The following is a 15,285-nucleotide window of genomic DNA, read 5'->3' on the forward strand; positions in this document are numbered from 1 at the left end:
CTAAGGAAAAAATGCAAACAATCAATTCTAAATCGCGTTACATCGCTATTATCGCTATGATATTCCTCTTCGGAATGATAGCTTTTGTTACCAATCTTGCCGCGCCAATCGGTGTTATTTGGAAAAACCAGCCTACCCTTGAGGGAAGCAACACTCTTGGCATGTTGGGAAATATGATGAACTTTCTCGCCTATTTGTTCATGGGCATCCCCTCTGGCAAACTTCTATCCAAAGTGGGCTACAAGAAGACCGCGCTTATCGCCATAGCTTGTGGCTTTGTGGGAGTGTACGTACAATATCTATCCGGACAAATCTTCACCGAAAGCATGATGGGCGGGTTGCCAGCCAACTTCTACATTTACTTGCTTGGAGCTTTTGTGGCAGGCATCTCGGTTTGTATGCTTAACACGGTGGTAAACCCAATGCTCAACCTTCTGGGTGGCGGCGGGAACCGAGGAAACCAGTTGCTTCAAATTGGCGGGACGCTCAATTCGTTCATGGGGACACTCACGCCCATGTTCGTGGGAACGCTCATTGGCGAGATAACCAAGGATACAGCCATCACTGACGTCAATGCTGTGCTCTTCTTGGCCATGGGAGTTTTTGCGATGACCTTCATCATCTTGAGCTTTGTGCCAATTACGGACCCAGAGGGCAACCATAGTAGTGAAACTGTTTTCGAACGGTCACCATTCGCTTTTCGTCATTTCACATTGGGTGTCATCGCTATTTTCTTTTATGTCGGAACGGAGGTGGGCATCCCCGGTACACTCAATTTTTTCCTATCGGACACGAGCTCTTCTGGCGCGGGCCTGAATGTGGCAACGGCAGTTAGCATAGGTGGATTTGCCGCTGGGACATATTGGTTCTTGATGCTTATAGGTCGTCTGGTCGCAGGTTTCACGGCTTCAAAGGTTTCGAGTAGAACCATGATGATATTTACAAACTGCCTTGGCCTGTCACTAATACTTATTGCCGTTTTTTTACCAAAGACGGTAACAGGGAGCATGCCCGTATTTAATGGGTCTGGATTTGAGATGGCCACGCTACCATTGAGCGCCATTCTCCTTGTCTTATGTGGCCTTTGCACTTCGGTGATGTGGAGCTGCATTTTCAATCTTGCCACCGAAGGGCTGGGCAAATACACGGCTCAGGCAAGTGGTATTTTTATGACGATGGTCGTTGGAGGTGGTTTGTTACCTCTGATACAAAACTCTATTGCGGACCATATAGGTTACATGGTATCGTATATTGTTCCGATGCTATCCATGATTTACATGCTATTCTATGCCCTTTGGGGTTATAAAAACGTGAACAAAGACATTCAAATCTAAAAAGTTTGGAGCTGTAGATTGAGCTTTATGCTTAAATCTACAGCTCTATTAAACCGCATTTTTATTTTCGGGGGATAGGCCTGTTGGCTACAACGACCGCCGATGTTATTTCTATCACTTAGGAAAACAGCTTGACAAGCATGTTGTCAAGGCAGCGACGAACAATATGCCTACTTAAATACCACATAGATTTTTCTTGCACCTTGTTTGCTTGAAGCTCGGGTGCCATTGTAACGGTCAAACCAAAAATCCTCCACCTCGCGACCGTCCTCCGCCCACAAATACCCCGTGAACGTACGATTGTTCATATTCAGATCTGCGTAGGCCACGCGCATAGTGTAGTTTCGTGTGATGCCATCAGCATTTTGTTCTTTGTAAATGAGGTATATGTCTCCAGTCTTGGGGTCTATATACCAAGTGAAATCGCGCTTCATCTCCAATTTCTCAGTGTCAGGACGAAAGTCGTACTGCGTTCCCGCGCCAGAAATGCTTTGACGGTTATATTGTTTGAACTCAATATCCGTGGTATAAGACAAACTATCTATTGCAAAACCATGGTCGTCGAGCTCGTATGCCATCATATTGCCGCGCCATTGTCCGGCAAGAGTTCGCGCCATCAAGACAAAAAAATCATCATTGCTCACATTCTGATTGTCAGGCCGATGGTTGTAATCGTTGCCCCATGACCAATCGTCATACCAAGGATCATCATACCAAGGGTCACTGTCACAGCTTGTCAAAAGTGTTGGTAGACTCATCATCATGGCCACCAACATCATTGTAGTGCACTTTTTCATATACAATCATTTCTTAAAGTTTCGTTTTATTCCTGCATGAGCATCAATACCCGCTCGTGTGTTCTTAGCATAACTATTGCCCCATGGCCAATACGAGGTGCGTCCCAAATCGAGCCTTGCCACCTCATAGCCGTCCATGGTTTCAAGAATACCACTCAGACGATAGTCAGACAGCTGGTAGTCGCGTATCACCAATCTGTCACCGTTGCGGTAATAAAGATATATGCAACCATTGACCACTTCCCAATTGAAGTCGTAATATTTAAAGTCACTCCACATGTCAGGATCGTAGTCCACCTCTACTCCTTCGCCTCGCATGCAGCAGTCGTCATAAGTCGAAAACCTGAACTCCGTCTCCCATTCGTCATAGCCATCGCCATAGACTGTGTGATAATACTGCCCAAGAGAGCCGTGCCATGCGCCGTTCAATACAGTCGCTCGCTCCACGTCGTCGTAATCACAAGCTGAAAAAGACATGGATAGAATAGCCAAAAGCGCCAACGCGCACAAGTTGATAATTTTTTTCATATCGTTTGGTATTTTGTCGTGTTGTCTTTGTTGTTACTGCAAAGATAGTTTTTTTATACATTTCAAGACAAGATAAAACGTATATTATTATGTAGGATTTCCCTACAAACCAAGGGGATTTCCCTAAATAAATTTAATTCTAAAAGAAATGTTAAACAGCAATGTCTTATCTCCATTCTTTTTTGTAATTTTGCCTAAACACTATTATTAACACATAGAAGACAATAAAATGAAAACAGTTTACGATTTCACCGTGAAAGACCGAAAAGGCAAAGAGGTGTCGCTTAAAGAATATTCCAACGAGGTTTTGCTCATTATTAACACCGCTACACAATGCGGCTTCACGCCCACTTACAGTGAGTTGGAGGATACATACCGGAAATATCATTCCCGGGGTTTCGAGATTTTAGACTTTCCGTGCAACCAGTTTGGGCAACAAGCGCCCGGCACTGACGAGACCATTCACGAGTTTTGCAAACTCAACTATGGAACCGACTTCCCTCAATTTAAGAAGATTAAAGTGAACGGCGACGACGCAGAACCTCTATACAAGTTCCTAAAAGCGCAAAAAGGATTTGCCGGATGGGACGAGAGCCACAAACTCACACCGATACTCGACAAACTATTGTCAGAGGCAGACCCACACTATAAAGAAAACGCCGATATCAAATGGAACTTCACCAAGTTTCTTATAAACAAAAAAGGACAGGTCGTCAAGCGTTATGAACCAACCGAAAAGATAGAACACATATGCGCTGACATCGAGACAGCGCTTGCTGAGTAATTCGTCGCCATACAAGCGTATGCAGTGGCGCGACAACGAACATCGTTCGCCGAGGAAAAATTACTCTTAAAGACAGCTTTCTCCGCATGGATATATAGAAACAAAAAATATGGAACATACCAAATGCTTAATCATAGGCAGTGGCCCTGCAGGCTATACGGCCGCACTCTACGCAGGCCGAGCCAATCTTAAGCCAATCTTATATTGTGGCATGCAAAGTGGTGGGCAGCTCACCACAACCACCATCGTGGAAAACTTCCCCGGCTATCCCGATGGTGTTGATGCCAACGAGATGATGACGCAATTACGCCAACAAGCAGAGCGGTTTGGCGCGGACATACGCGACGGCGTGATTACCGAAGTAAATTTTGACATCAAGCCCTATACGGTGACAACCGACCGAGGCGACCAAGTGGAAGCCGATACCATCATCATTGCCACGGGCTCCTCAGCCAAATACCTCGGTCTTCCAGACGAAGAAAAATACAAAGGACAGGGGGTTAGCGCATGCGCCACATGCGATGGCTTTTTCTATCGCAAGAAAGTGGTGGCAGTCGTGGGCGGTGGCGACACCGCATGCGAGGAGGCCAATTACCTCGCCGGGCTATGCGCCAAGGTATACATGATTGTGCGCAAGGACCACCTCAGGGCTTCGGACATTATGAAAAAGCGCGTCGAGAATAATCCAAGAATTGAAATCCTCTTCGAGACCAACACCGTGGGGCTATACGGTGAAAACGGCGTTGAAGGAGCTCACGTGGTTTTCCGCAAAGGCAAAGATGACGAAAAGAGATACGACTTACCCATAGATGGTTTCTTCCTTGCCATTGGCCATACGCCCAACACAGATATTTTCAAAGGCAAATTGGACATGGACAACGTGGGATATATCAAGGTTGACGGTAGCGGCACGCGCACAAACGTGGAAGGAGTGTTTGCGGCAGGCGACTGCGCCGACCCTGTTTACAGGCAGGCCGTGGTGGCGGCAGGTTCGGGCTGCAAAGCCGCGCTTGAGGCCGAGAGATACATCGGCCGTTAGGCAAACTTCTTGGTCGCGCCACATATATCACATTACCCCCACCATTCTTTCAAGATCGCGTGGGGGTATTTTGTAATTATCTAATATTATCCGCCTTTATGTGGTATAGCGCAAGCATTCGATATTTGCCGCTTTTACACTACAAATAGCCCTTTATATGTTTGGAAGCATATAAGGGCTATTTGTTATTAAGAACAGGCAATAATACTTGAAATCGAAAAAATCATTGAATCAGAAACAGACAAGAGCGGTCATGGGCTCCGTACGGCCCATCCGTCACTTACGCATTCGGCGCTTGTCGCTTATAGTGTTTCCATATATTCCATTTTTGCTATCCAACGCAAAATTCCTTGTTAAAAGTCATCCGCAATACAAAAATCTCAGAATTGTCATGAGCTTGCAAAAAAGTCTTTTATTGCCAGCTCTCTTATATTTGTAACTTTCTGGTTATTATATATAAAAATGTAATATAACGAGATTTCCATTTTTTCATCACTTTTTTTCCCCGAACTCAGGTGAAGGGTGTTTAACAAGCGGACAATCCGAACGGTAAAAATGTTGGGATTAAAGTATTAACCGAAAACCCACCACAACCTGTTGCGTTCTCTTTATTTAATGGAAAGGACATGGTATAAGGCACATTTACAAATACCTATTAATAGGTATTGCAACAGAATGTTATAATCTATATTTTTGCAAGCAATATTTTCTAAAACATATTCAAACACTTAAAATTATCTTAAAATGAAAAGTTATTTGTGGATGTTCATAGCTACACTTTCCTTTATTACGCTATTTTCATGTTCAGAAGACGAACAAGATCAACTGTGTTCACTATCGATACAAATCGAAGGCACAAATGGGGCTTCCACGTACACCAAGTTTCAGGTTAAACTGACCGAGCAAAAATCGGGAGCAATTACAACGGCTACCGTCAATGACAAGGGGATTGCCACAGCAACTGTGCCACAGGGTACATACAAAATAATAGCCGAAGATGCGGAGAATGGCGCCTGCACCATGTATGGCGCAATAGACAATTATATGCTTAGCCAAAAGAACGCCGAGCTGAAACTTGTCGTTAAACCAATTTTTGAGACTTTAGACAAGACCTTTGTCTTGGATGAGCTGTTTTTCAACTGTTCCTCAAACGATGGGGCATACGACCGCAATTATTATGAAGAATATCTCACCATTAAAAACATCAGTGACAAACCATTATACGCAGACGGTTTAAGCATCGCGATTGCGGCGGACCCCAACTATTCGGAAGCGGGAAAAATGACTGAATACCTTAAAAAGAACCAAATTGTCATCAGCCAGCTTTACACAATTCCCGGCAAAGGGCGTGAGCACATCGTAAAACCTGGCCAAAGTATTGTTATCGCACACTCGGCCGTGGACCATAGCGAGGGCGGAAAGAAAGCGAAAGCGCGCAATCTGACAGGAGCCGACTTCGAGATTTTTGTTCCCAGCCAATATGCCATGACGGTTGACAATCCAGAGGTAGACAATATGATCGTAAACTTCTCTACATTCCAAGCCTTTCAATGGGGATATGGCGGAGGCATCTCCATTATGCTTGTAAAAACAAAAGAAGACGCTACCCAATATTGCAACGCGAACAAGGTGGCAATGAACAACCCCAATGCTTTTACGACAAAAAAACAAGACTATGTCATCCTTCCGACCAATACTATCATCGATGGTGTTGAGATTGGCGCCAAAGGGGAACTAGTTCACAAAGCCCTGCCAAACGACATTGATCGCGGCGCCGTGTTGATTGACGACACGCCAGGCATGATGGGAGGCTTCAAAGGTCTGTTCGTACAACGTAAAACGGCCAAAAAAGGTTATCTACAAGATACCAACAACAGCACTGACGACTTTGTCGTTATAGCCAACGGGCAGAAAAACTATATCAAAAAATAGATAGCCGATAGACCGACACCCCTTTTTCAGCTGCACTAAACGACGACACTAAGGGACATTACACATGCGACTTAGTGTCGTTTTCATATATTGTTTCCAATCCTTATGCGCTACAAATCGTTTCTCATCCTTGTGTCTCTGTTAAGCCTCGCATCCGTTTCGCTCGCTCAAAACATCCTACAAGGCAAAATATACGATACCACGACCAAACGACCAGTGAGTTTTGCCAGCGTCTACGCTATAGATATTGGCAAGGGTGTCATGGCCGACGTACAGGGGAAATATGTCTTTCGCCATGCTTTTAGCGGTGATTACCGACTCAGGATTTCATGCATGGGCTACGCCACGCAAGAGATAAGCGTCAAGGCAGGCACCACGTCTTTGGACGTCGCCATGGCCGACCAGAGTGTCACGCTCCGCGACTTTACCGTCACCGCCAAATACAACGACAAAATCGGGAGCGAGGCCACAATCAATCAAGAAGCCTTGGAATACATACAACCCACGTCTTTAAATGATATTTTTGTATTGCTACCGGGCGGAAAGATGGGCAGCGACAACATTCAAAACAACACACTTATCAGCTCTCGGCAGGTGGGTACAGACCTTGCCACTGCCTTTGGAATGGGCGTCTCCATCAATGGAGTGCCCATACAAAATGATGGCATGCGTATGCAACTGAGCGGACTGACAGGATCATCTATGGCTGACCCTAACGGCAATGTGACTGCCAACACCGGTATAGACCTGCGAACCATATCCACAGACCATATCGAACGCATCACGGTAACACGAGGAATATCGTCGGCCAAAGAAGGCAACCTTAGCTCCGGAGCTATCAAAATAGATTTGAAGCAAGGTAAAAGCCCATTAAGGATAAGGGCTAAGTTTGACCCTTTAAATAAACTGGCATATGCCGGCAAGGGCTTTTTGTTGTCGGAACAGTTGGGAACGCTATATATTGGCGCAGATATTGTGCAGTCTGCCGCAGATATAGCCGACACGCGCGGAGCGTACAACCGCGTCACAACACAACTCAATTATAACAACAAACGTCAGTGGTGGGGCAAAGCCATAGACTTAAACATGCGCGGAAGCTGTGTGACATCATTCAACAATAACAAGACAGACGCCTTGATTAAGGCTTACCAGGAGAAATATAACACTTTATACCAACGCCTTGACTTCTCTGCCAAACTGAAGATGGCTCTCGAATTACCTTGGATTGACTATCTCGAGCTGGTGACATCGGCCGACTATACCAACAACAAATTGGAACATCACAAGCATGTTGTCAACCATTCTGTCACTCCCATGCCACAGTCCTATGGCGAAGGTGAGCACGACGGAATCTTCCTGCCATCCACCTACGACACATATTACGAAATTATCAATCGTCCCATCAACACATTCGCGCAACTTTGCGGACAAAAATTTGGTCAGTGGAGCAAATACCTAAACTACAACCTGTTACTCGGATCCTCTCTGAATTATACCAAAAACTTAGGAGACGGAACGATTATGAACCCTCAACGTCCTCCATTTCCGACAAGCAGCTTCATACGTCCGCGCAAGAACAGAGACATACCCGCATTGGTCAATCAGGCCGCGTTCGCGGAAATGACCTTGCGTTTCCATGCACGACGCAACGAGGTTAACATGCGCATAGGCGTTAGAGAGGCCATGATGCTCAACCTGCCACGACATTATGACCTGCACGGCAAACCGTTGTTAGAGCCTCGCGTACAATTGGCTTACACCATGACAGGATTTCATCACGCGCAAAACACGTTTCGCATAGGATATGGGGTCGAAAACAAGCTGCCATCCGCCGACTACCTGTATCCTGACAAGATATACCACGACTTGATGGTTATGAACGCCTATTTCGACGACGAGAGCAAGCGACGGCTCATACTTGACACGCATATAGCCGACCCTTCCAATCCGCATCTGCATGAAAACAAAAACAAAAAGTGGGAAATAGGCTACGACTTTTCTTGTCATGGATGGAAAATAAACCTGTCGGCGTTTCATGAAGAGATGAACGACGGCATCGAATACTTCACGCAATACGATCCAGTGACATACACCTATTATTATCAATTGAAACATCCCGTTAGCACAAAACCCTCGCGCAAAGACTTCCTCTCTCGAACCATGCATTCTTTTGTATCTAACCGAATGCCCAAAAACAGTGCGAAAGTTATCAAAAAAGGATTGGAATACCGAATACACATTCCCACCCTAACCGCGATAAAATCAGACATAGAGGTCAACGGCGCTTACTATCATACCATCTATACCGACGGTATTCCTGTCATGTATTGGCCGGGCACTATCCAGAATGACAAGCCCTATCCCTACGTGGGGCTGTACGATGGATTTGAGAAGAAATATGCATCAAGCCTCAATACCAACATGTGGATTAACACAAGACTACCCCAATGGAAACTCATCTTTACCAATTTTATACAAACCGTATGGTTCACTAAAAGCAGATTAGGCAAGGACGTCGACATATATCCGGCAAATTACCTCGATCGTGATGGTATAATACATCGTTTTCGCCACGAAGAATTGGAACGAAATCCAACGCTTCAATCGCTCAAACGTGAATTTTCAAGCGCCCGGTACAACGAAAACAAGGCTCCCGTCTCACTTCTATGGAATATAAAATTGACAAAGGAGATGGGACGCTCGTTCAAACTTTCGTTCTTCGCCAACAATATCATACAGATTAATCCTAAATATGTTAACGCATATTACCAAACGACAAGAAGCTGGCACAAACCATTCTTTGGAGCGGAACTAACGGTCAACGTTTTTTAAACACATGAGAATACCTATTTACATTATCGGCTTGTTGCTATCCATTAGCTTTCAAAATGTTTTTGCGCGGAACAACTTGACCTATCTCTTGAGTGGAGACAGGTTGCCAAGCTCCCCCTATGTCGAGCCAACGCCATTTCATATTACTGACATTGAGAACGGCGCTGTACATCTTATGCAGGAGAACGCCGCCCTGCTCTATTTCATGCAATCGCTCAACGACAGCAGCGCTTACTTCAAAAGTCGCCGCCGTTACAATGCCAACATCATTAAATCAAGCGTTAACCATGTCAACACATCGGGAAAATACCTGTCGTACGATGGATGCGAGCTCCTTGACGGAGACATTGCCGCGTCAGGAACATACCGCGCCAACCATGGCATCATATTCGGAAACACGGCTTACATATACCGCGGCAAAGACGGCGTGACATATAATTACGCTACCCAACCGGAACTTTACAAGCCCTATTTTGTAGGCGACACCCTATCCAAGGGATGGCTGCGCCAGGAAATTTATTATATCAAAGGTGGCTATGGTTTCCGATTGGGCAAGCGCTACTATGGCGTAGAGGCCCTATACGAAGGCATCGCACAGTCACGCCCGGACAATCCCAAACAGTCAAACTACTCCTATTGGCTAACATTGGGGCTAAGCATGGCACACGTTCACCACCAATATCTTTACGCCATCAAAGTAACGCCCGAGCTAAACAGACAGTATATATCAGCCAGCACGGTGTCAGACGCCATGCGTTTTTTCCAGTTCTATGGCTTTGGGCAATGGCATCGACAGGAAAGCAAGGGCGCATTGGCATACGGAAGGACACAAAAAATAGAAGGCATAACGGCAGACATGCTCTGGCAAAGGGACGGGGAGACTGGAAACGAATGGAACGTGGGCACCCATCTGGCATACAATTACCGTCACGCCAGCACCGAGGAAACATCGTTCAAAAACCTGTTCGAAATTCACGCACACAGGTTTCGCCAACAAGTAATATTGGACAGACGGTTCGAAAGCTCATCCCTGCATATTCAATTGACAGGCGACGAAAGTATCAAAACAGGCGTGGAGAACATCTACGAAAACCAAATACAAAATCAAGAGCAATACATTTATGACGCGAAAAAAGTGGGAAGCGGACAGCTATACAAATCCCGGCATCAGTCCGTGGACCTGCGTGTCAAGTACATCATGCCTTTGTCAACATGGCATCAGGTATATATGATGGCGGCCGCCAACTATTATGGTTACCAAGAAAGTTACGTTTCGCCACGAATGAAAATAATCAACCACTCATTTTCTCCATCACTTGGCACCGGCTATGCCATGAGCAACACTAAAAACAATCTTGTGGCAGACCTTCTTCTCGACATGCGGCAAGGAATAAAAGATTATTATTCGGTGCCCATTCCCTTCGACAAGTTTGTCGACGCGCACGCATACACGCCCTTTTTGCTGCGTGGAGAGAACGCGCGACGTTTATCGATGCGTATCGGCTATGCCCGGAAAATAAAAGGAAGGCAATGGCTCGGCGTCGAAACAACCTTGTCTTACACGCGCTCTGACTATCGGAAAACAACAGCGACGCACTGCGGCCTGTTCTACTTCTTCTAATTCTTATACTTGCAACATGTTTCCAAACATCACGACACGCAGCTTTCATGCCGCCCAACAATTACTGGCAGCGACTGCCATTGCCGCCTTTACGGCATGCACTGACACGATAAATGTCACCGGCCTGGCAAGCCAAACAAGAACGGACAATGCACGCGCAATACCCAACAGACTGAATATAAAGCTAAAGGCATGTATCGTACAGCATATAGACAACTCAAGGAACACGCTATTCATACCAACAGGAAGCGACTTGCTGGATACATATTTGCGCGATGTAGGAGCCAACAAGATAGAGCGTATATTTCCCTTTGCCGGCAAGGACGAACATAGGCAACGAGCCGCCGCGCTCAACACATGGTACTCCATCGCCATGGACAGAACCGCGACACGCGGAACAAGGGCCGCCGCAAAACATCAATTAGAGACCATCGCAGACTATGCGGAGCCCGCATACCACGCCGTTTTAGAAAGCCCGGAATATATTTCAGACGATGGCGACTCAGAGACACAAGCAAACAAGGGCAAATATTTTAACGACCCCCTGTACGACAAACAGTGGAACCTGCATAACAATGGCAATATAGGGAACTATACTGACGCTACGGGAAAGCGCATCATAAGCAGTATTGCGCATGCCGACATCAACGCCGAGGCGGCTTGGCGGCAAACAACCGGCGATCCGTCAGTGGTCGTTGCCGTCGTGGATGGCGGCATAGACATTCACCATGAAGATTTGCAAGAAAGCATTTGGATCAACAAAAATGAAATACCGGACAATGGCATTGACGATGACAACAATGGATATGTGGACGATGTGTACGGCTATAACTTTACGGAAGATAACGCACTCATCACTCCTACTCGCCACGCCACGCATGTCGCGGGGATTATCGCCGCTCGCAACAACAACGGCAAAGGCATCAGCAGCATAGCAGGAGGAAACGGCAACCCAAACACGGGGGTTAGATTGATGTGCTGCCAGATATTCAAAAACAATCCCAATTATAACCCTTCTGACAAACACTCCCCGGAAACCATCGGCACGGGAGACCGCAACCGCGAGGCGGCGGCGATCGTATATGGCGCAAATAACGGAGCGATAATTAGCCAAAACTCATGGGGATACGATCGCGTCATGAAACAAACGCCACAAGTTATCAAAGATGCAATCCATTATTTTAACACCTACGCAGGCGGCGACAAGACCGACAAACCACTGATGCAAGGTGGGTTGGTGATATTTGCCGCCGGGAACGACGCCACATCCGCCCCCAGCATGCCATCGGCGGAATCGTCCGTGGTGTCGGTATCATCTTTCAACCCCGACTTCAGCGCGTCTTGGTACACAAATTATGGCTCGTGGACCGATATTTCAGCACCGGGCGGCTCCAAACCAGTAAATGGGCTTTATCCGTTGCAGGACGGCCAGCCCACCTCTGCCATATTGAGCACCGTACCCGCCACCACGGCTCATCCCAACGGCGGATATGCCTATATGCAAGGCACGTCAATGGCCACGCCACACGTATCGGCCATCGCGGCGCTAATAGTTTCCAAATACGGCAACGCGCGGTTCACCGCCAAACAACTGAGGGAAAGGCTTCTGACAGGTGTTCGCCCAATGGATTACAACAAGTATTTAACCGAGACATATCGCAACTCCATGGGCAGTGGATATGCCGACGCACTTGTGGCGCTGACCGATTACGACCACGACACGACCCCCACCGCGCCTCTCTTTCTTGTCAATCGGGCCAAACCGGACTATGGCAAGATAAGGATGGCGTGGACCTCAAAAAACAATGGGGCTAATGGCTCATTACAAAAATACGTGCTCTACTGCTCCAAACATCCTGTCACAACAGCTAATCGCGCCAACAAGGATGTCATTGCGTACAACATTCCTGCCCAATTTGCCAAAGAAAACCAAGCGATTCAATATACCGTCACGCATCTGGATAACAACACAAAATATTATTTTGGCATATTGGCAGAGGCAAGGAATGGACACCAATCATCTTTGACCGTATTGCCAAACAGCATTGCGACACTCAACAACACACCTCCACAAATTACGCCTGACACCGAGAGCGAGCGCATAACGTTAGCCGGCAATGACACCAGGGATATCACGCTGCGCATCGAAGACCATGAAAACCATAAATGGACCGTGGCTTTCAGCACTGTCGACAAATTGCGTATCGTACACACTAAATCCGGGGTGAACATACACATTGAGGCCAAACAATACATGCCTGGCGTTTATCCAGTCACGGTTAGCGCAAGAGACGAGCTTGGAGCCAAGAGTTCCTATCGGTTTATTATAGAGGTGGTGGCGGACAAAATCCCCTCCATGAAAACCCAAGCGCGGAAAATACGATTGCGGCTGGGGGAGCGCCGACAAATTGATTTGCGCGAAATAACGGACGATGAAGACGTGAATTCCGTCAAGTACGAACTTATGAACAGTGAAGAACAAGGAAAAGATGTCCTTGTAAAAGATGGCCGTATGGACGTGGTGGGCTCCACGTGGGGGCAGAGACAAATACACATAAAAGCCACAGACAAGCACGGTCAGAGCGGAACGATGGCCTTCGACGTGTTTGTATATCGGAATGAAGGTATATACAGTTTGTTTCCCACGATAACCTCCGGAATGTTATACCTCAAGGTGGGAGATACCATTGATGGGCATGTAAAGTGGCAAATAAGGAACGTGGCCGGAAAACTGGTCAAAGCTAACGCTTTTGACACCTCCTCATTAGATGCCGACAAACGCACCTATACAATGAATGTATCAAGTCTCACGGTAGGGCAATACACGCTCTACATAACCTGCCAAGGAAAGACATATCAAGAAATGTTCGTTAAAAGATAACTCAATGAATAAATATCTCCTGATCATAATCGGATGCCTCGTTTCATGCCACGCGATGGCGCAAGGCCGCCCCTTTCCCATCGTGGATTTACCCTCGTCAGCCAACTCCCTTGCCATGGGCGGAACTACAACCCTGCGAGAAGGCGGTTGCTACCCCTACACACAGCCATGCAATATTTTCATGACGAATGACACGGCCATAAGCGCCGACTACCAATTGGGCTATATCGACAACGCCGAGTATGTTAACAACTATATATGGCACACGCTTACAGTAACTTGGCGACGTGGAAAACAGGCAATAGGCGTAGGTACGCGATACCTTGACATGGGAAAACTAAAACAAAACGTGGACAAGAACATGAAACAAATGCCCCCAAACAGCAAATGCATGTATAGCGTCTCATTCAACATGGGATATGCCTTGCGACTAAACAGCAATTTGTCCATATATGTCACAGGGGCGCTGATGAGTGAAAAGACACTGATGACCACTAATGGCTGTGCGCTGAACGCGGGTGCGACCTACTCCACACATTGGCATAGCATGGCAAGTTCCGTCGCCTTGGGAATTCGGAACGTTGGCCTTTACAGCTATCAAAACACAACCAAAATGCTTACGCCACTCGTATATGTAGGCGGAAACATTTCTTTACCCACATGGGGCGACCAAAAACTTACTGTCGCCGCAGAAGGAGGATACTATAGGGGCAACGGACGCATCAAAAACAGTGGCACTCTCTCAATAGGCACAGCCTACAGCGTATGTCGTTATCTCAGCCTACAAATGGGAGCGCATTGGGGAGACGAAGACAACTATGTGGCATACGGATTAAATGCAAGATTGGGGAAAATAACGATGGAAACTTCTATGAAAACACCCATAACGGCCAACGTTGGCAAAATGTACATGGCTGGGGTTGGGCTGATTTTTTAAAAAACAACGCCCAAAACTCGGCTCAGCTGATATTTAAGGGGGGAGCTAAAGGCTCGGCAAGTATTAACTTTTGGGGGACGCCGCAGATCCCTACGATTACGGTAACACGTAACCGCAAACAGGATAAAAACAGGAATGCATGATGTAGGCTAAAAGTTCATACGTGTAAACTTCTACCACGCCCATACGTTTCTTGTATCTGGCGCGGCTGTCTTCATTCATTCTTCGCTCCCCATTCCTCACTCCTTGTTCTTTATTTTATAAAATATAATTACTGTTTTTTTGATCATTGTTTTCGAGTCATCCAGAGAAAAAAGGCTGTCTTTTTTTGTCAAAACCAAGTCGAGCATTACCAAAAATCATAAGAGGGTTGCGATTGGTGCTTTCTCATAGCCTGATTAGGCCTCATTGGCAGTGCGGAAGAGGCTCAATCACGTTGCGATTACAACCTTATCTTCATGCTATTTGATACTCAACAGCAGACAACAAAATAGGAGAACAAAGGCTACTTTTAAAAAGACGCTGAATGTCAGTCATTTACAAACTATCGCATATTTCGCGTATTTTAGAAGAAGGTAAACTTATTTTTAAATAAGCAAA

The 15,285-nt window shown here is 46.3% G+C and carries 10 protein-coding genes; 8 read left to right on the forward strand and 2 right to left on the reverse strand.

Annotation, left to right across the window (positions count from 1 at the left end; genetic code table 11):
- Positions 1 to 11: 11 nt before the first annotated feature.
- The gene (locus HMPREF1640_RS08305; RefSeq protein WP_036893852.1) at positions 12 to 1,334 is read left to right on the forward strand and encodes an MFS transporter; all 1,323 of its coding nucleotides are present in this window, start codon (positions 12 to 14) and stop codon (positions 1,332 to 1,334) included.
- Positions 1,335 to 1,504: 170 nt separating this feature from the next.
- Here the strand turns inward: HMPREF1640_RS08305 and HMPREF1640_RS08310 are convergent, their stop codons facing one another.
- Both HMPREF1640_RS08310 and HMPREF1640_RS08315 read right to left on the reverse strand, forming a co-directional pair.
- Positions 1,505 to 2,131 carry a hypothetical protein gene (locus HMPREF1640_RS08310; protein WP_036893853.1) on the reverse strand — a complete coding sequence of 209 codons (627 nt, stop codon included), beginning with the start codon at positions 2,129 to 2,131 and terminating at the stop codon, positions 1,505 to 1,507.
- A gap of 6 nt (positions 2,132 to 2,137) precedes the next feature.
- Positions 2,138 to 2,659, reverse strand: a complete 522-nt coding sequence (locus HMPREF1640_RS08315; RefSeq protein ID WP_036893854.1) for a hypothetical protein — start codon at positions 2,657 to 2,659, stop codon at positions 2,138 to 2,140.
- 229 nt (positions 2,660 to 2,888) lie between these two features.
- On the opposite strand from HMPREF1640_RS08315, the gene HMPREF1640_RS08320 reads away from it, so the two are divergent.
- The 7 genes from HMPREF1640_RS08320 to HMPREF1640_RS08350 all read left to right on the forward strand — a co-directional run bounded on the left by HMPREF1640_RS08320 (position 2,889) and on the right by HMPREF1640_RS08350 (position 14,685).
- Positions 2,889 to 3,443, forward strand: a complete 555-nt coding sequence (locus HMPREF1640_RS08320) for a glutathione peroxidase (RefSeq protein ID WP_036893855.1) — start codon at positions 2,889 to 2,891, stop codon at positions 3,441 to 3,443.
- Positions 3,444 to 3,552: 109 nt separating this feature from the next.
- The gene (trxB, locus tag HMPREF1640_RS08325) at positions 3,553 to 4,482 is read left to right on the forward strand and encodes a thioredoxin-disulfide reductase (RefSeq protein WP_036893856.1); all 930 of its coding nucleotides are present in this window, start codon (positions 3,553 to 3,555) and stop codon (positions 4,480 to 4,482) included.
- Positions 4,483 to 5,226: 744 nt separating this feature from the next.
- Complete coding sequence (locus HMPREF1640_RS08330) at positions 5,227 to 6,414, forward strand: DUF4876 domain-containing protein (protein WP_036893857.1); 1,188 nt, start codon at positions 5,227 to 5,229, stop codon at positions 6,412 to 6,414.
- A 105-nt stretch (positions 6,415 to 6,519) separates the two neighbouring features.
- Positions 6,520 to 9,246, forward strand: a complete 2,727-nt coding sequence (locus tag HMPREF1640_RS08335) for a TonB-dependent receptor (RefSeq protein ID WP_036893858.1) — start codon at positions 6,520 to 6,522, stop codon at positions 9,244 to 9,246.
- A gap of 4 nt (positions 9,247 to 9,250) precedes the next feature.
- Positions 9,251 to 10,867 carry a DUF6850 family outer membrane beta-barrel protein gene (locus tag HMPREF1640_RS08340; protein WP_036893859.1) on the forward strand — a complete coding sequence of 539 codons (1,617 nt, stop codon included), beginning with the start codon at positions 9,251 to 9,253 and terminating at the stop codon, positions 10,865 to 10,867.
- A 16-nt stretch (positions 10,868 to 10,883) separates the two neighbouring features.
- On the forward strand, positions 10,884 to 13,748 hold the full coding sequence (locus HMPREF1640_RS08345) for a S8 family serine peptidase (RefSeq protein ID WP_036893860.1): 2,865 nt from the start codon (positions 10,884 to 10,886) through the stop codon (positions 13,746 to 13,748).
- 4 nt (positions 13,749 to 13,752) lie between these two features.
- Entirely contained in the window at positions 13,753 to 14,685 is a 933-nt protein-coding gene (locus tag HMPREF1640_RS08350) for a hypothetical protein (protein WP_156098760.1), read from the forward strand.
- Positions 14,686 to 15,285: the final 600 nt, after the last annotated feature.

This window comes from Prevotella sp. S7-1-8 (assembly GCF_000758925.1).
Lineage (GTDB): Bacteria > Bacteroidota > Bacteroidia > Bacteroidales > Bacteroidaceae > Prevotella.

Excerpts from the sequence above, each read along its gene's own strand:
- HMPREF1640_RS08305 (WP_036893852.1), top strand. The coding sequence starts at position 12 with ATGCAAACAATCAATTCTAAATCGCGTTACATCGCTATTATCGCTATG.
- HMPREF1640_RS08310 (WP_036893853.1), bottom strand. The coding sequence starts at position 2,131 with ATGAAAAAGTGCACTACAATGATGTTGGTGGCCATGATGATGAGTCTA.
- HMPREF1640_RS08315 (WP_036893854.1), bottom strand. The coding sequence starts at position 2,659 with ATGAAAAAAATTATCAACTTGTGCGCGTTGGCGCTTTTGGCTATTCTA.
- HMPREF1640_RS08320 (WP_036893855.1), top strand. The coding sequence starts at position 2,889 with ATGAAAACAGTTTACGATTTCACCGTGAAAGACCGAAAAGGCAAAGAG.
- trxB (WP_036893856.1), top strand. The coding sequence starts at position 3,553 with ATGGAACATACCAAATGCTTAATCATAGGCAGTGGCCCTGCAGGCTAT.
- HMPREF1640_RS08330 (WP_036893857.1), top strand. The coding sequence starts at position 5,227 with ATGAAAAGTTATTTGTGGATGTTCATAGCTACACTTTCCTTTATTACG.
- HMPREF1640_RS08335 (WP_036893858.1), top strand. The coding sequence starts at position 6,520 with ATGCGCTACAAATCGTTTCTCATCCTTGTGTCTCTGTTAAGCCTCGCA.
- HMPREF1640_RS08340 (WP_036893859.1), top strand. The coding sequence starts at position 9,251 with ATGAGAATACCTATTTACATTATCGGCTTGTTGCTATCCATTAGCTTT.
- HMPREF1640_RS08345 (WP_036893860.1), top strand. The coding sequence starts at position 10,884 with ATGTTTCCAAACATCACGACACGCAGCTTTCATGCCGCCCAACAATTA.
- HMPREF1640_RS08350 (WP_156098760.1), top strand. The coding sequence starts at position 13,753 with ATGAATAAATATCTCCTGATCATAATCGGATGCCTCGTTTCATGCCAC.